This is a genomic window from Streptomyces roseoverticillatus, assembly GCF_000719265.1.
GTDB classification, from domain to species: Bacteria; Actinomycetota; Actinomycetes; order Streptomycetales; family Streptomycetaceae; genus Streptomyces; species Streptomyces roseoverticillatus.
In genome coordinates this window covers 142329-163017 of sequence record NZ_JOFL01000016.1, presented here as the reverse complement: position 1 = coordinate 163017, position 20689 = coordinate 142329, and the positions used below count along the sequence as shown (strand labels likewise).

General features: G+C 73.8%; 19 protein-coding genes. 10 read left to right on the top strand and 9 right to left on the bottom strand.

Annotation, left to right across the window (positions count from 1 at the left end; translation table 11 throughout):
- Window positions 1-3: 3 nt before the first annotated feature.
- Window positions 4-765, top strand: a complete 762-nt coding sequence (locus tag IF61_RS0119810) for an SDR family NAD(P)-dependent oxidoreductase (protein WP_030367790.1) — start codon at window positions 4-6, stop codon at window positions 763-765.
- On the opposite strand, the gene IF61_RS0119805 is transcribed toward IF61_RS0119810, so the two are convergent.
- Window positions 755-2158, bottom strand: coding sequence for an amino acid permease (locus IF61_RS0119805; protein ID WP_211264909.1), 1404 nt, complete (start codon window positions 2156-2158; stop codon window positions 755-757). The two genes, IF61_RS0119810 and IF61_RS0119805, sit on opposite strands and share 11 nt — an antisense overlap.
- A 351-nt stretch (window positions 2159-2509) precedes the next feature.
- Between IF61_RS0119805 and IF61_RS0119800 the strand changes: the two genes are divergently transcribed.
- A complete protein-coding gene (locus IF61_RS0119800) occupies window positions 2510-3718 on the top strand; it encodes a pyridoxal phosphate-dependent aminotransferase (RefSeq protein ID WP_043189834.1) in 1209 nt (402 codons plus the stop codon).
- A gap of 118 nt (window positions 3719-3836) precedes the next feature.
- Window positions 3837-4874: an MBL fold metallo-hydrolase gene (locus tag IF61_RS0119795; RefSeq protein WP_030367787.1), complete on the top strand. Its 1038-nt coding sequence runs from the start codon at window positions 3837-3839 to the stop codon at window positions 4872-4874.
- Between the two features lie 39 nt (window positions 4875-4913).
- Here IF61_RS0119795 and IF61_RS0119790 read toward each other — a convergent pair whose 3' ends face one another.
- Window positions 4914-5447 (bottom strand): GNAT family N-acetyltransferase, encoded by a 534-nt coding sequence (locus tag IF61_RS0119790; protein ID WP_030367786.1) that lies wholly within the window; start codon window positions 5445-5447, stop codon window positions 4914-4916.
- Between the two features lie 89 nt (window positions 5448-5536).
- A complete protein-coding gene (locus tag IF61_RS0119785) occupies window positions 5537-6109 on the bottom strand; it encodes a TIGR03086 family metal-binding protein (RefSeq protein WP_030367785.1) in 573 nt (190 codons plus the stop codon).
- A 93-nt stretch (window positions 6110-6202) separates the two neighbouring features.
- Here IF61_RS0119785 and IF61_RS0119780 point away from each other — a divergent pair, with 93 nt between their 5' ends.
- The 6 genes from IF61_RS0119780 to IF61_RS0119755 all read left to right on the top strand — a co-directional run bounded on the left by IF61_RS0119780 (window position 6203) and on the right by IF61_RS0119755 (window position 11592).
- Complete coding sequence (locus IF61_RS0119780) at window positions 6203-7693, top strand: bifunctional phosphatase PAP2/diacylglycerol kinase family protein (protein WP_030367784.1); 1491 nt, start codon at window positions 6203-6205, stop codon at window positions 7691-7693.
- A 46-nt stretch (window positions 7694-7739) separates the two neighbouring features.
- Complete coding sequence (locus IF61_RS0119775) at window positions 7740-8552, top strand: class I SAM-dependent methyltransferase (RefSeq protein ID WP_030367783.1); 813 nt, start codon at window positions 7740-7742, stop codon at window positions 8550-8552.
- Window positions 8553-8594: 42 nt separating this feature from the next.
- Complete coding sequence (locus tag IF61_RS0119770; RefSeq protein ID WP_030367782.1) at window positions 8595-8945, top strand: VOC family protein; 351 nt, start codon at window positions 8595-8597, stop codon at window positions 8943-8945.
- Between the two features lie 365 nt (window positions 8946-9310).
- Complete coding sequence (locus tag IF61_RS0119765; protein ID WP_030367781.1) at window positions 9311-9760, top strand: hypothetical protein; 450 nt, start codon at window positions 9311-9313, stop codon at window positions 9758-9760.
- Window positions 9761-9769: 9 nt separating this feature from the next.
- Window positions 9770-10789: a hypothetical protein gene (locus tag IF61_RS33445; RefSeq protein ID WP_157848632.1), complete on the top strand. Its 1020-nt coding sequence runs from the start codon at window positions 9770-9772 to the stop codon at window positions 10787-10789.
- 434 nt (window positions 10790-11223) lie between these two features.
- The gene (locus IF61_RS0119755; RefSeq protein WP_030367779.1) at window positions 11224-11592 is read left to right on the top strand and encodes a nuclear transport factor 2 family protein; all 369 of its coding nucleotides are present in this window, start codon (window positions 11224-11226) and stop codon (window positions 11590-11592) included.
- Here IF61_RS0119755 and IF61_RS0119750 read toward each other — a convergent pair.
- Together IF61_RS0119750 and IF61_RS0119745 are read right to left on the bottom strand one after the other, a co-directional pair.
- Window positions 11582-12388, bottom strand: a complete 807-nt coding sequence (locus tag IF61_RS0119750) for a helix-turn-helix domain-containing protein (protein WP_030367778.1) — start codon at window positions 12386-12388, stop codon at window positions 11582-11584. The genes IF61_RS0119755 and IF61_RS0119750 overlap by 11 nt on opposite strands.
- 37 nt (window positions 12389-12425) lie before the next feature.
- Window positions 12426-14228: a hydroxysqualene dehydroxylase gene (locus IF61_RS0119745; RefSeq protein ID WP_030367777.1), complete on the bottom strand. Its 1803-nt coding sequence runs from the start codon at window positions 14226-14228 to the stop codon at window positions 12426-12428.
- Window positions 14229-14452: 224 nt separating this feature from the next.
- Between IF61_RS0119745 and IF61_RS0119740 the strand changes: the two genes are divergently transcribed.
- Window positions 14453-14758, top strand: coding sequence for a 4a-hydroxytetrahydrobiopterin dehydratase (locus tag IF61_RS0119740; protein WP_030367776.1), 306 nt, complete (start codon window positions 14453-14455; stop codon window positions 14756-14758).
- A 7-nt stretch (window positions 14759-14765) separates the two neighbouring features.
- Here IF61_RS0119740 and IF61_RS0119735 read toward each other — a convergent pair whose 3' ends face one another.
- The 4 genes from IF61_RS0119735 to IF61_RS0119720 all read right to left on the bottom strand — a co-directional run bounded on the left by IF61_RS0119735 (window position 14766) and on the right by IF61_RS0119720 (window position 20481).
- Window positions 14766-16184, bottom strand: a complete 1419-nt coding sequence (locus tag IF61_RS0119735; protein ID WP_052392837.1) for a cryptochrome/photolyase family protein — start codon at window positions 16182-16184, stop codon at window positions 14766-14768.
- Between the two features lie 48 nt (window positions 16185-16232).
- Window positions 16233-17570 carry a DUF1266 domain-containing protein gene (locus IF61_RS0119730; protein ID WP_052392836.1) on the bottom strand — a complete coding sequence of 446 codons (1338 nt, stop codon included), beginning with the start codon at window positions 17568-17570 and terminating at the stop codon, window positions 16233-16235.
- 69 nt (window positions 17571-17639) lie between these two features.
- On the bottom strand, window positions 17640-18440 hold the full coding sequence (locus IF61_RS0119725; RefSeq protein WP_052392875.1) for an aldo/keto reductase: 801 nt from the start codon (window positions 18438-18440) through the stop codon (window positions 17640-17642).
- Window positions 18441-18555: 115 nt separating this feature from the next.
- The gene (locus IF61_RS0119720) at window positions 18556-20481 is read right to left on the bottom strand and encodes an AMP-dependent synthetase/ligase (RefSeq protein WP_052392835.1); all 1926 of its coding nucleotides are present in this window, start codon (window positions 20479-20481) and stop codon (window positions 18556-18558) included.
- Window positions 20482-20689: the final 208 nt, after the last annotated feature.

The window sequence follows — 20689 nt, the reverse complement described above, 5'->3', positions numbered from 1 at the left end:
GACATGACCGCACGCTTCACCGGCAAGACCGTCCTCGTCACCGGCGGCGGTACGGGAATCGGCCAGGCCATCGCGCTCGCCTTCGCCCGGGAGGGCGCGCGCGTCGTGGTCGCGGGCCGCAGGGAGGAGCCCCTGAAGGAGACGGTCTCCTACGTGGAGGCGGAGGGCGGCGAGGCCGTCGCCGTCACGGCGGACGTGACCCGCTCCGAGGACGTGCGGGCCCTCGTGGAGCAGACCGTGGCCCGCTTCGGCAGCCTCGACGTCGCCGTCAACAACGTGGGCCTGGCCGTGCCCCCGGCCAAGGTCGCGGACGTGCCCGAGGAGGACTGGGACCGGATCGTCGAGACCAACCTCAAGGGCGTCTGGCTGTCCATGAAGCACGAGATCGGGCACATGCGCGCCCACGGCGGCGGCGCCATCGTGAACATCGCGTCCAACGTCGGCGCGCACCGCAGGAAGCCCGGGTTCGGCGCGTACACGGCCACGAAGGCGGCCGTCTCCGCCCTGACCCGCAACGCGGCCCTGGACCACATCGGCGAGGGCGTGCGGATCAACTCCGTCAGCCCCGGGCCGGTCGAGACCCCGATGTCCTCCCGCCCCGGCGAGTCCTCGCTGGACAAGGCCGAGCGGATGCGCCGCGAGGTGCCCGCCGGCCGGGCGGGCACCCCTGATGAGATCGCGGCCGCCGTGCTGCACCTCGCCTCGGACGAGGCCGGCTACACCGTCGGCGCCGACCTCGTCCTCGACGGCGGCGTCACGGCGTGACGGCCGCCTTCTCCTGCGCCTTCTCCTGCGCCTTCTCCGGTGCCTTCTCCGCGGCGGCGGCCTGCGTCCCGGCCTCCGCCGCGGGGCGGCGGGCCGTCAGCCACACGTACACCAGGATGCCCGCGAAGAGGAACAGCACGCCCTGGTAGACGGCCGCGTACCCGGCGCCCGCCACCAGCCAGAAGGAGAAGGCGAAGGCGCCCAGCGCGAGCACCATGTCACGGGCGAAGCGGCCCGTGCGGACCTTGTCGCGCTGCCCCGTCAGCAGGAAGTACACCTGCGCGGCAGCGGCCAGCAGGTACGGGACCGTCGCGGAGAACGTCGTGATGAGGACGAGGATCTCGAAGACCCCTCCCACGCCCGAGGTGTAGTTCACGACGGTCAGGCCCGTGGCGAGGACCGTGGAGGCGAGCACGCCGAACGTCGGCACGCCGCGCTTCTTCTTCCCGAACGCGGCCGGGAACAGCCCGTCCTTCGCGGCGGCGTAGGGGGCCTGGGCGCTCATCAGCGTCCAGCCGTTGAGGGCGCCCACGATGGAGATCACGGCGCAGGCGGCGATCAGCATGCCGCCCCAGTGGCCGCCGAACATCACGTCGACCGCGTCGGAGAACGGGGCCGTCGACGCGGCCAGCTTGTCGTGCTGGACGGTGCCGAAGACCGAGACCGTGCCCAGCAGGTAGACCAGGGCCGCGCCCACGGTGCCCAGGACGCTCGCGCGGCCCACATTGCGCTCCGGGTCGCGCACCTCGCCCGCGCTCATCGCGGCGGACTCCACGCCCACGTACGAGTAGAGCAGGATCGCGGCCGACGCCGTCAGCCCGCCGGTCCAGTTGCCGTCGGCCGTCGTGAAGGAGCCGAGGTTGTCCGGGTCGAAGAAGAACAGGCCGACCACCGCGACGAACAGCAGCGGCACGAACTTCATCACCGTGGAGATCATCTGGACGGCGCCCACCCAGCGCGTACCGGCCAGGTTCGCGAGCGCCGGCAGCCACAGCATGGCCAGCGCCATGGCCAGGTCCCCGGCCATGGAGCCCTTGCCGGTCATGACGTGCAGATAGCCGACGCCGGCCACCGCGAGGGCCGCGTTGCTCACCCACGTCATGGTCCAGAACGACCACGCGGAGAGGAAGCCGGCGAAGTCGCCGAAGGCCTCGCGCGCGTAGACGTACGGGCCGCCGGTCCGCGGATGGCGCTGCGCGAGCCGGCCGAAGACGAGCGCCAGGGCGATGGCGCCGACGGTGAGGACGCCGAACGCCAGCAGGCTGACCGTGCCGAAGGGGGCGACGGACGCGGGCAGCAGGAAGATGCCGCCGCCGATGATGTTGCCCATGACCAGGGCAGTGGCGGTCGGGAGGCCGAAACGGCGGGTGTGCGTGCCGTCGGTGTCGTGCATGAGGGGGTGTGCCTCTCGGTCCAGCGGGCAGGTTCGCCAGGATGTGCGACACGACATGGTGACCGGAGCTGAGCAGTCCGCAAAATCCTTTGTTTTTGTCCCGCTGCCCCCGCCCGGCGGCCGCAAAACCACCTGCGATCGGGCCTCCCGGCAGTGATTCGTCCACCCGTGGTCATCCGGGCGCCGCCCGGCGTCGTCCTGTCATCCGGTCTCCGTCACCCGGCCGCCCGTGTCGCCCCGCCCCGCACCCCGTGATCTGCCAAGGTGGACGGGGGCGGCAGCGGGCGGCCCCGGGGCCGGACAGGTGCTGCCGCCCGGTGCGGACGGCGCGGCGGTCGGAGGTACGGACGGATGCAGCCCAGCTTTCCCGCGCTCCCGGCCGGAACCGTGCCCGAGCGCGGGCTGCCCGTCCTGCCGGAGCTCGCCGAGCGCCTCGCGCGGGCCGCCCGGGACAGCGCGCCCGAACCGGTCGGCGGCGGCCCCGCCCTGCGCGCCGCCGCCTGCGGCTACTGGGCCCGGCGCGGCCTGCCCACCGCCCCCGAACACGTCCTCGCCGCTCCCGGGGCGCAGCCCCTGCTGCTCGCGGTCCTCGCGGGCGCCGGCGGCGACGTCCTCCTCACCCGCCCCTGCGCCGCCTGGTACCCGCCGCTCGCCCGGATCGCCGGGCGCCCCACCTACCACGTGCCGGTGCCCGCCGAGTGCGGAGGCGTGCCCGACCCCTTCGCCCTGCTGGAGACCGTGCGCCGGATCCGCGCCGAGGGCGGCAGGCCGCGCGTCCTCGTCCTGTCGCCCGCCGACGACCCCACGGGCTCGGTCACCCCGCCGGAGCTGCTGCACGAGGTGTGCGAGGCGGCCGTCGAAGAGGAGCTGACGATCGTCAGCGACGAGACCTGGCGCGACATGCGCCACGACCCCGGCGGCACGGTCTTCTTCGGCCCGGCCGAGATGTGGCCCGACCACGTCGTCGTCCTCACCGACCTCACCGGCGGCCTCTTCCCCACGGCCTGGCCCGCCGCCGTGGCCCGCTTCCCCGCCGGGGGCCGCGGCCCCGTCCTGCGCGCCCGCGTCACCACCGCGCTCGCCGCCGTACGGGCCGAGCTGACCCCGCCGGTCGCCGCGGCCGCCGCGTACGCCCTCGACGAGCCGGAGCCCGTCCGCGCCCGCGCCGCCGCAGCGGTGCGGCTCTACGGGGCGCTCGCCCGCGCCGCCCACGAGCGGCTCACCGCGGCCGGCGTGCTGAGCAGGCCCCCGCAGGCCGGCCCCTACCTCTACGCCGACCTCGGCGAGCTCCGCGCCCCGCTCGCCGCCCGCGCCGTCACCGACTCCGTGGAACTGGAGGCACACCTCAGCACCGCCCTCGGCCGCCCCGTGCCGGGCGGCCACCGCTTCGGCGACGCCCCCGACGCCCTGCGGGTCCGGATCTCCACTCCGCCGCTCCTCGGCACCACCGACGAGGAGCGGCAGCGCGCCCTGGATTCCCCGGACCCGCTGGCCGCCCCGGGCGTCGCCGACGCACTGACCGGTTTCGGATCGGCCTTCGGCCGGCTCGCGGGCGGCTGACCTACCGTCGATCTGTCATGCGCCGTCTCTGTCATGCGTCGTCCGCCGTCGTCCGCCGTCAGCCGCCGCCAGCCGGTACCGCCCCGTACCGCGCGATGCAGCGATTGGAGCCCCCTCGATGACCGAACAGACCGAGCGTCCCGTCGCCGGGCCGCGTCCCCTCGCCACGCCGCGTCCCCTCGCCGCGCCGCGCCCGCTCGGAGAGAACCGCCTCTGGCCCAAGTCGTTCGCCGACCGCCTCACCGCGCCCCTGCCCGGCGTCCGCGCCCTCGCCCGGCTGGCCCGCGAAGGCCGGCTGCGCCCGCGGGCCGAGGCGCTGCGCGACGCCGCCGCCCTGCCGGTCGCGCCCGGCCCGCTGCCGGCCGTCGACGCCCGCACGACCGCGGTCACCTGGGCGGGGCACGCCAGCTGGATCCTGCGCGTCGGCGGTCTCACGGTCCTCACCGACCCCGTCTGGTCGCGCAGAATCCTCGGCACACCGGCCCGGCTCACCCCGGTGGGCGTCCGCTGGGAGGACCTGCCGCCGGTCGACGCGGTCCTCATCAGTCACAACCACTACGACCACCTCGACGCGCCCACCCTCAAGCGGCTGCCCCGCGACACGCCGCTGCTCCTGCCGGCCGGCCTGGCCCGCTGGGCGCGCCGGCGCCGCTTCACGCGCGTCACCGAGCTCGACTGGTGGGAGGCGGTCGAGCTGCCCGGCCCGGCCGGCCCCGTCCGCTGCGACTTCGTCCCCGCCCACCACTGGAGCAAGCGCACCCTCACCGACACCTGCCGGTCGCTGTGGGGCGGCTGGGTGCTCACCGCGCCGGGCGGGCAGCGCGTCTACTTCGCGGGCGACACCGGCTACGGGCACTGGTTCGAGCGCATCGGCCGGCGCTTCGGCGGCATCGACCTCGCCCTGCTGCCCATCGGCGCCTACGACCCGCGCTGGATGCTGGGCACGGTCCACACCGACCCGGAGGAGGCCGTCGCCGCGTGCCAGGACCTGGGCGCCCGGGTGATGGCCCCCATGCACTGGTCGACCTTCATCCTCTCGGCCGAGCCTCCGCTGGAGCCGCTGCACCGCGTCCGCGCGGCGTGGGAGGCGACGGGCCGGCCGCGCGAGGACCTGTGGGACCTGCCGGTGGGCGGCTCGCGCGTGCTGCCCCGCTGACGCCCCGGCCGTCCCTCTCAGGCGTGCGTCGAGGACGGGTTACGGGCGCGCGTCGAGGACGTGGACGCAGACCGGTACCCCGTACTCCGGGTGGGTCGTCTCCCGCTCGCGCCGCATCCCCAGCTTGCGCAGGACCGCCGCCGAGGCGTCGTTGCCGGCGTTGTGCACGCTGACGACCCGGGCCAGCCCGCGGTCGCGGAACGCGAAGTCCAGGACGGCGCGGGCGGCCTCGGTGGCGAGGCCGCGCCCCCAGAAGGGCCGGCCGAGCCGCCAGCCGAGCTCCACGGCCGGGAGGATCTCGGGCAGGTAGGAGGGCACGGACAGGCCCGCGAAACCGGCCAGCCGGCGCGACTGGCGGACCTCGACGGCGAACAGGCCCACCCCGCGCTCGTCCCACTCCCGCTCCCAGGAGGCGATCGCTTCCGAGGTCCGCTCCCGGTCCTGCACCGAGCCGTCCCCGATCCAGCGCATCACCTCCGGGTCGGCGTTGACGGCGGCCATCGGGTCGAGGTCGTCCGCGCGCCAGCGGCGCAGCGTCAGGCGGGGCGTCAGCAGTGTGAGTGGGGAGGCCATGCGGGCATCCTGCCCAGCGCACGGCCGATTACCCGACCGGGCGTACCCGCGCACTGCCGTACGTACCGCCCGCCTGTGCCGCCCCGCTCTCAGACCCGGCGTCCCAGCTGGGCGAGCAGCCGGGTCTGGGCGTCGGCGCCGGCCGGCGGGTCCACGGGCTCGGCGAACAGGCCCGTGCCCGCGAGGCTGTCGATGTAGGGCTCCACCTCGCGCCGGGTCAGCTCCACCAGCGGCTTCGGCAGGTGCTCGTCCGCGCCGATCGCGCGGGCCAGGTCCCACGCGTGCACGACGGCGTCCGCCGCCATCTGCGTGCAGTACGCGCGGGCGGACGACGGCCCGGAGGACAGCTCCACCGTGCGGCCGAGGGCCCCGGAGGCCGCGAACGCCTCGCGTGCGGCGGCCTCCGCCGCGTCCCACACGGCCACCGGGTCGTCGCCCAGCTGGTCGCCGTCGAACGAGTCGCCGACGTCGTCGATGGACTTGCCGTCCAGCAGCGGCGGCACCCACAGCTGCTCGACGGCCAGATGGTTGACGAGGTCGCGCACGGACCACTCGGTGCAGGGCGTCGGCTCGTCCCACTGGCCGGGGCGGATGGCGTGCACGCGCTCGGTGAACAGTCCGAGCGCTTCCTTGTGCCGGGTGAGCAGCGTCGCATCGGTCATGCGGCCATTGTCGGCGCGGGGCGGCCGGGCGGCTACTCCCCGTCTCGCCGGAGGCCTCGGCGTCGGACGCCGCCGGCGGGGTACACGTGCGCCATGCGGAAGATCGTGAGCTCCTGGGACCGGGCGGCCTTCCACGCGGTCGCGGCGCACCACTGGCCGGGCGGGGACCGCGTCCTGCCCCGCCTGTCGCGCAGCGCGAACCACGGGCTGCTGTGGTTCGGCGTGGCGGCGGGCGCGGCCCTGGCCGGAGGGCGGCCCGCGCGGCGGGCGGCCCTGCGCGGGGCCGCGTCCCTGGCGGTCGCCTCGGCGGCCGTGAACACGGCCGGCAAGCGGTCGGTGCGGCGCGTGCGCCCGGTCCTGGACGCCGTGCCGGCGATCCGGCGGCTGTCCCGGCAGCCCATTACGACGTCGTTCCCGTCCGGCCACTCGGCGTCGGCGGTCGCCTTCGTGACGGGCGTCGCGCTGGAGAACCCCCTGTGGGGGCTGGCCCTCGCGCCGCTGGCCGCGTCGGTGTGCTTCTCGCGCGTCTACACCGGCGTCCACTATCCGGGTGACGTGCTCGCCGGGGCCGTGCTGGGCGCGGGCGCCGCCTTCGCCGTCCGCGGCGTCGCCCCCACCCGCTCCCAGCTCGCGCCACCGGCCCGGCCGCGGGCCGACGCCCCCGCGCTGCCGCGCGGCGAGGGCCTGGTGGTGGTCGTGAACACCGGCTCCGGGCAGCGGGCCGTCACGCGCCCCGACCCGGTGCAGGGGGTGCGCGCGGCACTGCCCCGCGCGGAGGTCGTCCCGTACGGGCAGGAGGGGCCGGACGGGGGAGAGGACCTCGGGAAGACCCTGGAGGCGGCCGCCCTGCGGGCCCGGGAGCGGGGCGGCGCCCTGGGCGTGTCCGGCGGCGACGGCACCGTCAGCGCCGCGGCCGCCGCGGCCCGCCGCCACGGGCTGCCGCTGGCCGTCCTGCCGGGCGGCACGTACAACCACTTCGCCTACGACCTGGGCATCGAGTCCCTGGCGGACGCCTGCGGGGCCGTGGAGACCGGCGAGGCGGTGGCGGTCGACATGGTGCGGGTGCGCAACGGCGCCGGCACCGACCTGGGCTGGTTCCTCAACACCTTCAGCATCGGCGCCTATCCGGACCTGGTCCGCGTCCGCGAGCGGTGGGCCCCGCGCATCGGCGCCTGGCCCGCCGGGGTGCTGGCGGCCGTGCACGTCCTGCGCACGGCGCGCCCGGTCCGCCTGTGCGTGGACGGCAAGCGGCGGCGCCTGTGGATGCTCTTCGCCGGCAACTGCACGTACCGCGGCCTGGGCCTCGCCCCCGTGCGCCGGCACGACCTGGCGGACGGCGTCCTCGATGTCCGCACCGTCTCGGGCGGCCCGCTGGCCCGCACCCGGCTGCTCGCGGCGGCCCTCGCGGGCGACCTGAAGCACTCCCCGGTGCTGCGGGCGGCCCGCCTGCGGACCCTCCGGATCAGCGGCATCGCCGAGGGCACGCACCTGGCGTACGACGGGGAAGTCGCCCCCGCCCCCGAGGCACTGACGCTGAAGAAGGAGAACGAGGCGCTGGTGGTCTACCGGAACCTGCCCGACTGACGAGACGGCACTCTCGCTATCCGAGACGAGCGCCTACGGTGCTGCCATGGCTTCCGACGACACCGCCGTGTACACCCACGGCCACCACGAATCGGTCCTGCGCTCGCACACCTGGCGCACGGCCCAGAACTCCGCCGCCTACCTGCTGCCGCACTTGCGGCCGCACCTGGAGGTCCTCGACGTGGGCTGCGGACCAGGCACCATCACCGCCGACCTGGCCACGCTGGTCCCGCAGGGCCGGGTCACCGGCCTGGACGCCGCCGCGGAGGTGCTCGGGACGGCCCGCGCGGTCGCCCGCGAACGGGGCCTGGACAACGCCGCCTTCACCGTGGGCGACCTCCGCGCCCTGGACTTCCCCGACGACTCCTTCGACGTCGTCCACGCCCACCAGGTGCTCCAGCACGTGGGCGACCCCGTCGGCGCGCTGCGCGAGATGCGCCGGGTCTGCCGGCCCGGCGGGATCGTCGCCGTCCGCGACGCGGACTACGCCGCCATGACGTGGTACCCGCGCGTCCCCGGCCTCGACGAGTGGCAGGACCTCTACCAGCGGGTCGCCCGCGCGGGCGGGGGCGAGCCCGACGCGGGCCGCCGGCTCCTGTCCTGGGCCCGGCAGGCCGGCTTCACCCGCACCACCGCCACGGCGAGCGCGTGGTGCTACGCGAGCGCGGAGGAACGCTCCTGGTGGAGCGGCCTGTGGGCGGACCGCACCATCGCCTCCGCGTACGCGCAACTGGCGGTGGACGGCGGCCACGCGGACCGGGCCGCCCTCGACCGGATCGCCGGCGCCTGGCGCGCGTGGGGCCGGCACGAGGACGCGTGGTTCGCCGTCCTGAACGGCGAAATCCTGTGCCGCGCGTGAACCGCACCGCATCGCCCCGCGGCTCCAACTAGCCTGGTTCCCATGAACATTCTGGGGACCTCGCTACGGGTGTGCGTCGAAGATCTGGACCACGCGATCGATGTCTACGAACGTCTGACCGGCGCCGAGGCGCTGCGCTTCCACCGCGGCGGTGTCGCGGTGGCCGCGGTCGGGTGCTTCTTCCTGATGAGCGGCCCGGAGAGGGAACTGTCCATCCTGCGGAAGATCACCGCCACCATCGCGGTGTCGGACGTCGACGAGGCGCTCGACGACCTGGCGGCGGTGGGCGCCCAGATCATCGCGGGCCCGGTACCCACGCCGATCGGCCGCAACGTCGTCGCCCGCCACCCCGACGGCTCGGTCTTCGAATACGTGGACCGCAAACAGGCCTGAGGGCGCTCACCTTCAGCTCCCTTCACCCGGGGGAACGGATTGCCTGGCAAGGCTGCTGACGGGCTCTTGCCAGGGCACCGCACCGTACGGGTTCAGGGGGTGTGCTGTCCGTCGCCGCTTGCGCGTGGCGGTTGCCGAGAGGGACAGCGCGGCAGCTGTCGGGCTGAGGCGGGCGTCGTTGCCCAGCCAGATGTTCAGCGTGTGCGCGAGACCGGCCGAGGTGTCGTGCGGGTGAACGGCAGGCCTCAAGGATGCGTATAGGACGGCAGCCGGCGCAGCTGGCTGGGCAAATCCCTGGCTAGCATCGGGAGTTCGCGGTCATCGACCGCCGTTGACCGTGGCGGCTTGGGCGGGGGAGCGGGAACGTGTCATTCGAGAAGGAATGGGCTCAGCATAAAGCCGATGCCAGTACACGCCTCGACAGCGCTTCGGCCGGCTCGGGAGGCGGCGGGGCGGCCGGTCTGGTCGTGCACGCGGATGACCTGGGAGCCGTCGGGCACGAGGCGTACCTACTCCATGAGGGCCTGCGGAAGGCCGGGGATGTCACGCGTGGGGCCAAGGGTGGAGACGGCAACACGGCCAACGCGGTAGCGGAGTTAAAGAGGGAGAACTTCGCCACGGCAGGTGCGATCAGCACCGCAGTCGAGGTGTGGAACTCTCAGCTTAAAACGGTTCTGCAGGCGTGCGCTCATATCTCCAATCACCTTGACTACTCCAAGGCGGCGCATGCCCGGGACGACGCCGAGATCGCAGCTGACCTGATCGAGGCCAAGCGTGCCGTGGCAGTCTCCGAGATCGAGAAGTATTTCAAGTAAGGGGTGGGCATGGCCAGGCTGACCTACAGCAACATCATGGAGGTCTCCCTCGAAAGTCTCGGCAAGGCGGTCACCGACTGGAAGGCCATGGTGACCGAGTTGGAAAGGCTCGCGAAGGACGCGTACGGCGGCCTTCTGCAGAAGTCCGATGCGGCCCGCTGGGCCGGTATGAATGCCGACGTGACCAAGGAATTTGTCCGTAAGACGGCGAAAGAATTCCAGGACGCGCACATCGAGGCGCAAAGCCTCTGGGTCGTTCTCGATCAAGCGCACACCGATTTCACCGAACTGAAGTCAAACATCAAGGCGGCTGTCACCGTAGCCCAGGACAAGGCGATCCTCGTCCGGGAAAAATCTGACGGCCTGGTCAAGTGTGAGTGGGCTCAGTGCACCGTGGATCCGCCCAGTAAAGAAGATGAAGAATGGAAGGCGTTCCAGGAAAGTTACATCAACTCGATGATAGCTGAGGTCCAGGAGGTGGACGCCGGCGTCACCCGAGCACTCCGGAAGAGTCACGGCGGTGACCGGCACGATTTCGGCCACGAGACCTACAAATCCCTGGACGACGCCCGGCGTGAGCAGACGCCGAAGGAGGAGGAAGACCCCGAATATGTGCGGCCTGCCAGTTGGGGCTGTGGTCCCGTACAGTCTACGGCCGAATTCTTGAGTTATCGCTCGTGGTCAAATGCCGCGTTTTACGGATTGCATGGAGACGGCGATAAGTTCTGGTACTACTTGGAAGGGGGCACCCCTTCGTATGTCGCTGGGCAGGTGAGTAACCGGTTTGAGAAGTCCGGCGGTGGCGGTAGCCACCGTAAGCCCACGACTGTGAACAAAATCGGGAAATTCGGCGGAAAGGTGTTCGGGTTACCCGCTTCACTGGTAGCCACCGGGGTGGATTTCTACTGCACGCCACCTGGCGGGGGCAAGCTGCCGGGCGACACCAAGGTGTTGGCCCCCAAGGAGCTCAACCGGGTGGAGTACGGAGGCGGAAGCCGGTCCCCCGGCGGGAAACAGCCCGTCATGTAACCCAGTTAGGAAGGGCTCCGATCATGCATGCGAACAACGCGCCTGGACCCAAGCGGCGCAGCCGTTCCCCCTGGGGCTGGGCCAGAGACTTCCTCGACCACCGCCTGATGGTCCTGGGTATATGTGTGGCGGTCGGCGGATTTGCAGGCAGCGTCAGGGGATTGATGGACGGAGCAGGGGCTCTGCAGATTTTGGCCCTGGCGGGAGCTGGGATCCTTGGGACGGCCCTCGCGGCGGCATGTGTCGTGGAGTACGCAAAGCGATGAACACCCGTCCACGCAGCGTTCTTGCTCGGCGCCTGACTGCATTACCTCGCAGGTAATCGCGCTTCCCCTGCCCCACCCGGCATCGTGAAGGCAAGCGCCACCCCGGGCCGGCGCACTCCGGCCCGGGGGCGTGAACCGTCCTCTTGATGCCTGCTCAGGGAGTTCGCCATGTCGTCGTACGAGACCGCCGTCACCCGCTACTTCACTGCCTGGAACGCCGCCGGTGCGGAGGCCGTGGCCAAGGCCGTCGCCGCCGCCTGGGCCGAGGGCGGGTCGTACACCGATCCGCTGGCCGACGTCCGCGGGCACGAGGGCATCGCGGCCGTCATCGCCGGGGCGCAGCAGCAGTTCCCCGGGTTCGAGTTCCGGCGGACCGGTGTGGTCGAGGGGCACCACGACGTGGCGCGGTTCCAGTGGGAACTGGTGTCCCTCGCCGACGGGTCCGCCCCCGTGGCCGGCTCCGACGTGATCACCCTGGACGGGGACGGCCGGATCCGGACCGTGACCGGGTTCCTGGACCGTATGCCTACGGCATGAGGGAGGGCAGCAGGCGCGCGGTCGCGGGGTCGGCCGGCAGGAACGTCTCCACCGCCAGCTCCGAGACCGTCACGTCCATCGGGGTGTTGAACGTGGCGATGGTCGAGACGAAGGAGAGGGTGTGGCCCGCGTGGTCGATGACCATGGGGAGGGCGAAGGGGATGTCGCCGCCCTCCCGCCGGGCCTGTTCCTTGCCGACCGCGTCCGGGACCGGGTAGGCGCTGACCTCGTCGTAGAGGGCCCGCAGCGGCGCGGACCGCATCAGGGCGAGCTGACGCTCCATCTGGTGCAGCAGGTGGCCCCGCCATTCGGGGTAGTTGCGGATGCGGGGCGCCAGGCCCGCGGGGTGCATGGTGAGCCGCATGGCGTTCAGCGGCGGGACGAGCAGGGACGGGGCGACGCCCTCCAGGAGCATCGCGATGCCCCGGTTGGCGGCCTGCACCTCGTACGTGCCGTCGACGACGAGCGCCGGGAACGGCTCGTAGGAGGTCAGCAGCCGCTCCAGGCCCTCGCGCAGCCCGCCCAGCGCCGGGTCGTCCAGCGGCCGCTCCGGGTACGCGGGGGCGTGACCGGCGGCGACCAGCAGGGCGTTCCGCTCCCGGACGGGGACGTCGAGGCGGTCCGCGAGGCGCAGGACCATCTCCTGGCTGGGCCGGGAGCGGCCCGTCTCGATGAAGCTGATGTGCCGGGCGGAGGAGCCGGCCCGCAGGGCGAGCTCCAGCTGGCTGATCCGGCGCCTGTCCCGCCACTGTCTCAGCAGCGGGCCCACCCCGGGGGCGTCCACGACAGTCGTCATGATCCGACCGTAACGCGCCGCCCCCGGCGCGTCCGCCTCACCCCAGGTCGAAGGCGTTCGGCAGCCCCAGCCCGTGGCGGACCGCGTCCTCGGCCCTCGGCAGCGCCAGCTCCGGGGCACGGTAGAGCGGCGTGATCGCGCACCGGCCGGACCGCGAACCCGTCTCGTCCAGCAGGGCGTTGACCGCGGCACGCGCCGACGCGTTGGCGCCCTCCATGGTGGCGAGGTCGATGTCGGTGGCCACGTAGTCCCCGCACAGGAAGAGGTTGGGGATCGCCGTCCGCGCCGAAGGGCGGTTGTGCCAGGTGCCGGTGGGGTGGATGAGGAGTTGTTCGTCGTTGACGGGGCGGGGCCCGCCGATCTCCACGGCCGGGTCCAGGAACCACGAGTGGATCTTCGCGTCGCTCAGCACCGTGCGCCCGGTGTCGTTGAGACCGGCCTTCATCTGCGCCCACACCTCGCGCGCGACCTCCTCGCGCGTGCACTGCTTGGCGGTCTTGCCGTAGAGGATGCCGGGCTTGTCCCACTCGGAGACGTCGACGGACAGGCAGTCGGCGGCGACGCCGTCCCCGTAGTCGGCCCGGAAGTCGCGCTCGGACCAGTACTGCGCCTGCCCCACGGAGGTGATCGACCAGGGGGAGTCGATGTGGTTGACGTGCCCGTGGAGGATGGGCGTCGGCTCCGTCAGATAGAACTGGATGCCCGTCATCCAGTCCGTCTGCAGCTTGTCGCAGCGCGCCAGCTGCGGGTCGGCGGCGCGCACTTGCGCGTTCCAGGTCGTACGGGCGTGCTCGACGGGCATCGCCGAGACGAAGTGGTCGGCGGTGACGGACCGCTTGGCGCCGGACGGGTCCTGCAGCACCGCCTCGGTGATCCGGCCGCCGGCGATCCGCAGGTCCCGTACGGCCGAGCCGATCTCGAAGGCGACGCCCAGGGAGCGCAGGTGCGCGACCCACGGGTCGATCCACGCCTCGTTGGTCGGCGCGTCGAGCACCCGGTCCGGCTCGCCGTCCGCGCCCCGTCCCAGGGCGTTGAAGAGGAACGCCTCGATGCAGGTCGACACCGTCTTGGTGCTGGCCACCTCGGCCTTGGTGGCCACGATGTTGCGGGTGATGCCGATGGCCAGCAGCCGCTGGTAGTTCGGCGACATCCGCGCGGCGCCGATGAACTCCCACCAGGGCGTGCGCTCCCACGCCCCGGTGCGCCGCTCGTCGCAGCTGGTGAGCCAGACGAGCAGCCGGCTCACGAAGTAGGCGGTCTCGTGGACGGGGATGTTGCCGAACGCGTCGAGGAAGCCGGTCAGCGCGCGGCGCAGGGCGTCCGGGGTGAGCAGCGGCGGCGGCTTGCCGACCGAGCGGAACGGCAGCCGGATGTCCTCGTGGCCGATCCGGGCCAGCATCACCTCGGTGGAGGCCACGAGGTTGCCGTGGCAGCCGTCGGCGTTGCCGGGGAAGGGTATGCGGCGCAGCGTGTCCGGCAGGTTGCGGTAGAAGCCGGGGATGAAGCGGAAGCCGTGCTCGCCGGGCAGCGGCTTGCGGCCGCCCCGCGCGCTGCCGGGCACGTCCATGCTGCGGGCCTTGCCGCCCGGCGCCTTCTTCTCGTACACCGTCACCCGGAAGCCGCGCTCGGCGAGTTCGTGCGCGGCGGTGAGCCCCGCGACGCCGCCGCCGAGGACGGCGACGGTCCGCGCGCCGGATGCGCGGGTGCGGCCCGCCCCGGCGGGTCTGGCGCGGGGGGCCGCGGCCGCGGCCGGTCCGCCGAGCGCCGCCGTGCCCGCCGTCGCGGCGACGGCCGCGGCCCCGCCGATGAAACCCCTGCGCGTGCTGCCCGTACCGTCCATGCCCGGCCCCCTGGCGTCGGTGACGTGTACACGTTCGGCGCAGGAGCATAGGAGCGTCACCTACTTCCCGGTAGCACTTGTCCGGCACACGGAGCCCCGTACCGCACATTGGCGCGAAAGCACCCCCGCACCGTGGGACGCTTGAGTCACCGGCACCCGGCGCGGGCACCTACCCCGGGCAACCACCGCACCCACTACGGCACCCACCCACGAAGGGGACAGTCATGGCCGTCGAACCGCTCTCCCAGAAGGACGTCGAGGAGCGCCTCCAGGAGCTGCCCGGCTGGACCACGGACGGCGTCCGCATCAGCCGCACCTACCGCTTCGACGGGCACTTCCAGGCAGCCGCCATGGTGATCCACATCGCTCAGATCCAGGACGAGCTGGATCACCACTCGGACGTGACCCTGGGCTACAACACCGTGTCGGTCAGCGTGAACACCCACAGCGTGGGCGGCAAGGTCACCGGCCTGGACCTCGGGCTGGCCCGCCGCATCGAAGCGGTGGCCTCGGGCCACGGCGCTCGCTGACCGTGGCTCAGGTGCGTCCCCGCGCCCGCTTGAACCGCTCCAGCGCCTCCTCCAGGCCGACCACCGGCCCGGGGTAGCCGCAGCGCGCCCGCTCCCCGTCCGGCAGCAGCCACGGCCGGTGGACGGCCCGGCCCGGCACGCCGGCCAGCTCGGGGACCCAGCGGCGCACATACGCGCCGTCCGGGTCGAAGCGGTCTGCCTGCGCCAGGGGATTGAGGACCCGGTGGGGGCGGGTGTCGCTGCCGGTGCCCGCCACCCACTGCCAGTTGAGCTGGTTGTCGGCCACGTCGCCGTCCACGAGCAGGTCCAGGAAGTGCCGGGCCCCGGCCCGCCAGCCGAGGTACAGGGTCTTCGCCAGGAAGCTCGCGGCGATCAGCCGGGCCCGGTTGTGCATCCAGCCCTCGTGCGCGAGCTGCCGCATCGCCGCGTCGACCACCGGATAGCCCGTCCGGCCCGCCCGCCACGCGTCGAACTCGCCGGGCGCCTCGCGCCACCGGTCGCCCCGGGTGCGGTAGTCGCGCCGGGCCGCGTCCGGCCGGGCGGCCAGCATCTGGTGGTGGAAATCCCGCCACGCCAGCTGCCGTACGAAGGCCTCGGCGCCCGCACAGCCCCCGCCGGCCCGCTCCCGGGCGCCGGCGGCCAGCTCCACCGGCGACAGGCACCCGAAGTGGAGGTACGGGGAGAGCCGCGACGTCGCGTCCCCCGCCAGGTCGTCGTGGCGTCCGGCGTAGCGCGCGAGCCCGCCGCGCCGCCAGGCCGCCAGCCGGCGGCGGCCCTCGGCCTCGCCGCCCCGCGGCAGCGCGGGCGAGGCCGCGCCCCGGGCCAGGGACGACGCCGCGGGCAGCGGCCCCGTGCGCACCTCGGGCAGCAGGACCGCGCGCGGCGCCGGCAGCACCGGCCGCAGCGGCTCGGCCGACCAGCGGCGGAAGTACGGGGTGAACACCGCATAGTGGTCCTTGCCGGCGGGCAGGACGGCGCCGGGCGGCACCGCCGTGACGACCGCGTCGTGCACCCGCAGCCGCCGACTGTCCGCCGCCAGCGCGCTCCGCAGCCGCTCCTCGCGGCGCAGCGCGTACCCGCTCACGCCCGCGGCGACGTGCACCTCGCCCGCGCCGGTCCCGGCGGCCACCCGGCAGGTCTCCGCCACCACGTCGCCCCGGCGGACGACGAGGGCCCCGCCCCGGGCCCGCAGCCCCTCGTCGAGCGCGGCGAGGCAGTCCGCCAGGAACGCGGCGCGGTTGGGCACGGCGAAGCCCGCGGCGGCGATGCCCGAGTCCACGACGAACAGCGGCACGACGCGCGGCGCGCTCCGCAGGGCCGCGGCGAGCACCGGATTGTCGTGCAGCCGCAGATCGGAGGTGAAGAGGACGACGGACACGCCGTCAGGTGCGGGGGGTGGTGTCGCGGGGTCGGCTCGTACGCCCATCCCGCGATTGTGCCGCCGCACCCGGCCGGGGCGCGGGCGGCAGGGCCGTTACGACCAGGGGATGTTGAGCCAGGGGCTCGCGGCGTCGGTGGTGAGGACGCGGTGGGCGAGGAGCGCTTCGTCGTCGGAGCTGGCGGGGCTGGCGGGGCTGCCGGGCCCGCCGGCATGGCTGACGCTGTCGTGGCCGTCGTGGCCGTAGTGGCCGGGAGCTGTGTGGTCAGGGCCTTCCGGGTGGCCCGAGTGGCTGGGACTGCCGGGGAACCCCGGCCGGCCCGGGGCGCCGTGGACCGCGGTGCGCGGGTCGCCCGCGCCGCCCGGCCGCAGGGCCCGCCCCAGCAGGAAGCCGGCGGCGAACGCGGGCCACGACCCGTACGTCCTGCGGGCGGTCTCCCCGGCGGACAGCACGACCCGTTCCGCGTCGGCCGGGCCGCACAGCCGAGCGCCGAGGCCGAGCCGGGCGACGGCCACGGCGCACGCGAGGTCGTGGGCGGCGGCCGAGGCGACGCGCTGCCCGGGCTGCAGCACCGCCTCGCCCCGCAGCCGCTCCTCGGCCTCGGCGATACGGGTGACGGCGGCGTCCATCGCCCGGACCTCGGCCTCGGGCGCGGCCCGGTGCACGAGGACCTGGGTGACGGCCTGACGCCACTCCTCGGTCGCCGGGCCCTGCGCGTCCCCGGAGCCGGGCGCGGTGCCGGAGTGCTCGGCGAGTCCCTCGCGGGCCCGCAGCGCGAACTCCGCATCCCGCCCGGCCCCGGCCCCCGCCAGCAGTCGTTCCGTCAGGTGCCACCAGCCGGCGGGGTCGGCCACGCCCCACGTGTCGCGCAGGACGGCACGGTCCTCGGCGTAGTCCCGGTAGACGGTGCCGAGCTCGTTCCAGGGCACGCCGTCGCGTACGGACAGCGGGGCGCCGCAGGCCAGGCCCTGGGCGAGCGGGCCGTGCAGGGGGCCGGTGTACAGGGACAGCAGCCGGCCGGGCGCGGGCGGCGGCGTCTCGGCGTAGACCTCCAGCCAGGCGGCGCGGTCCAGCGGGGTGGCCGGGAGGACGGCCGCGGCCGGCTGCCCCGGATTGACCGCGAGGTGCCACTTGTCGTGCGGCCATTCCAGGGCCAGCACGTCCAGCGTGGTGCGCTGGAAGACCCAGTCGGGCTGCCAGAGCGGCAGGGCCCCGCGCGTCAGGACCGGAAGGCAGCGCTTGCCGGACGCCGGGTCGCGGTACGGGGCGAGCGGCGCGGGCGGCACCAGGCCGTCGGCCTCCACCCTGGCCACGGCGACGTACAGCTCGGCCGCCGCGACGGCGCCGATCTGCCCGTCCCAGTCCCCGCGCGCCGTCGCCGCCTGCAGCTGCTGTTCGATGGGGGTCGGCGGGGTCCAGGGCGAGAAGAACATGCGTGCGACTCTATAGAGGCGGCACGGTGCTGCGGAGCCCCGGTCCCCGCGCGTCCCCGCGCAGCGGACTCAGTTGACGTCGAACTCGTCCGGGTCCGGGCCCAGGCGCGTGCCGGTGTCGAGCGCGGCGATCGCCGTCATGTCCTCGTCGTCGAGGGCGAAGCCGAAGACGTCGAAGTTCTCGCGGATGCGCGACGGCGTCACGGACTTGGGGATGGCCACGTGGCCCAGCTGCAGGTGCCAGCGCAGCACGACCTGTGCGGGGGTGCGGCCGTGCTTGTCCGCGATGCCCGCGATCACGGGGGCGCTGAGCAGCTCCTTGCCCTGGCCGAGCGGTGCCCACGCCTCGGTGGTGATGCCGTGGCGCGCGTGGAGGGCGCGCAGCTCGGACTGGGCCAGGAACGGGTGCAGCTCGATCTGGTTGACGGCCGGGACGACGGACGTCTCGGCCAGCAGCCGCTCCAGGTGGGCGGGCTGGAAGTTGGAGACGCCGATCGCCCGGGCGCGGCCGCTCTCCGCGATCCCCTCGAACGCGCGGTAGATGGAGAGGTAGTCGTCGCGGACGGCGCGCGGCCAGTGGATGAGGTACAGGTCCACGTAGTCGAGGCCGAGCCGCTCCAGGGAGGCGTCGAACTCGCGGAGGACGGCGTCGCGCGTCCAGGCCTGCGAGGCGCTGTTCCACAGCTTCGTGGTCACGAAGAGCTCGTCGCGCGCGATGCCGGAGCCCGTCAGGGCCTTGCCCGTGCCGGTCTCGTTCTCGTACACGGCCGCCGTGTCGATGCTGCGGTACCCGGCGGCCAGGGCCGACTCGACGGCGGCCGTCGCCTCGGCGTCGGGGACCTGGAAGACGCCGAAGCCGAGCTGCGGCATCTCGACGCCGTTGTTGAGCGTGATGGACGGAATGGAGGCAGCCTTGCTCACGGGTGCTCGATCCTTACGGTCGGAGTCGCGGGTTCACAACTCCCAGCGTCAACGATCACAGCCGTCACCGCATTCCCGTGATGCCCCCGTCGCCCCGGAAACCTCCCCGGGGCTGTCCGCCGTACAGCGCGTCCACCTCCCGCGCGTACGCCACCTCGATCGCCTTCCGCCGGAGCTTCAGCGACGGCGTCAGCAGCCCGTCCTCCTCCGTGAACCGGGCTTTGAGGATCCGGAACGTCCGGATGGACTCGGCCTGCGAGACGAGGGTGTTCGCCGCCACCACGGCCCGCCGGATCTCGGCCTCCAGGTCGGTGTCGCGCACGAGCTCCGCGTCCTGCAGCAGCCCGGATCCGCCACCGGACGCGGTTCCGGTCCAGGGACCCGTCCCCGGCGCCGGTCTGCCGCGCATGTGCAGCCAGTGCGCGACCGCCTCCTCGTCCAGCGTGACCAGCGCGGCCACGTACGGGCGGTCGTTGCCGACGACGACGCAGTGGGCCACGAGCGGGTGCGCCCGTACGCGCTCCTCCAGCAGCACCGGCGACAGGCTCTTGCCGCCCGATGTCACCAGGATCTCCTTCTTCCGCCCGGTGATGGACAGATAGCCGTCCTCGTCCAGCCGCCCCAGGTCACCGGTCGCGAACCAGCCCTCCTGCAGCACCGCGCCCGTCGCCCGCGCGTCGCCCAGGTAGCCGGCGAAGACCTGGCCGCCGCGCAGCCAGACCTCGCCGTCGCCGGCGATCCGCACCGTGGTGCCCGGGACGGGCTGCCCGACCGAGCCGAAGCGGGGCCGCTCGGGCGGGTTGGCGGTCGCGGCCCCCGTGGTCTCCGTCAGCCCGTAGCCCTCCAGGACGCTCACGCCCGCGCCCGCGAAGAACAGCCCCAGCCGCCGGTCCATGGCCGAGCCGCCCGACATCGCGTGCCGCACCCGGCCGCCCAGCGCCTCCCGCACCTTGGCGTAGACCAGCCGGTCGAAGACCTGGTGCCGCAGCCGCAGCGCGGGCCCCGGCCCCGCGCCCCTGCCGAACGCCCGCTGCTCCACGGCCTCCGCGTAGCGCACCGCCACGTCCACGGCCCGCTCGAACGGTGCGGCCCGGCCCTCGGCCTCGGCCGTGCGCCGCGCCAGCGCGAAGATCTTCTCCAGGACGTACGGGACCGCGAGGACGAACGTCGGCCGGAAGGCTCTCAGGTCCGGCAGCAGGGCGGCGCTCGTCAGCTGCGGCTGGTGGCCGAGCTTCACCCGCCCGCGCACCGCGGCGACCTGCACCATCCGGCCGAACACGTGGGCCAGCGGCAGGAACAGCAGCGTCGCCGCCTCGTCGCCCGGCCGGGAGCGGAAGACGTGCTCGTAGCGCCTGACGACGTTGTCGGCCTCGGCCATGAAATTGGCGTGGGTGAGCACGCAGCCCTTGGGGCGGCCGGTCGTGCCGGAGGTGTAGACGACGGTGGCCGGCGTCGAGGGGGTGAGGGCCATCCGGTGCCGCTGCACCACGTCGTCGCCGACCCGCGCCCCGGCGGCGGCCAGCTCCTCGACCGCCCCGGCGTCCAGCTGCCACAGCCGCGTCAGCTCCGGCAGCCGGTCGATGACCGAGCCGACCGTCATCGCATGGTCCTCGTGCTCGACCACGCAGGCCGTCACGCCCGCGTCGCGCAGGATCCAGCAGACCTGGTCGGGGGAGGCCGTCGGGTACAGAGGCACGGGCTGCGCGCCGATCGACCACAGCGCGAAGTCGAAGAGCGTCCACTCGTAGCGCGTACGGGACATGACCGCGACCCGGTCCCCGAACCGCACGCCCTCGGCGAGCAGCCCCTTGGCCAGGGCCAGGACCTCGTCCCGGAACGCCGCCGCGGTCACGTCCCGCCAGCCCCCGTCCGGCCCCTTGCGGCCGAACGCCGCCTCCCCGGGCTCCTCGGCGGCGCGGTCGAAGACGGAGTCCGCCAGACCTCCGACGGGCGGCATCGTCACGAGCGGCGGCACGGTGATCTCGCGCAACGGGCAGCTCCTTGTCATGCTCCGCACAGCGCGATGCCCCTACCCGGCGTACGGGGCCCTCAATCACCTTGGGGGAGTGGCGTGTTGGGGGCGGACCGCCCGGAAGGCGGCGCGCCGAAGCCGACGGTACGGAACTCCGGTCGGCGCGCCTCGGGCCGTGCCTTCACCGGGAAAACCGGTGAAGGCACGGCCCCGCTCGCCTTCGGCC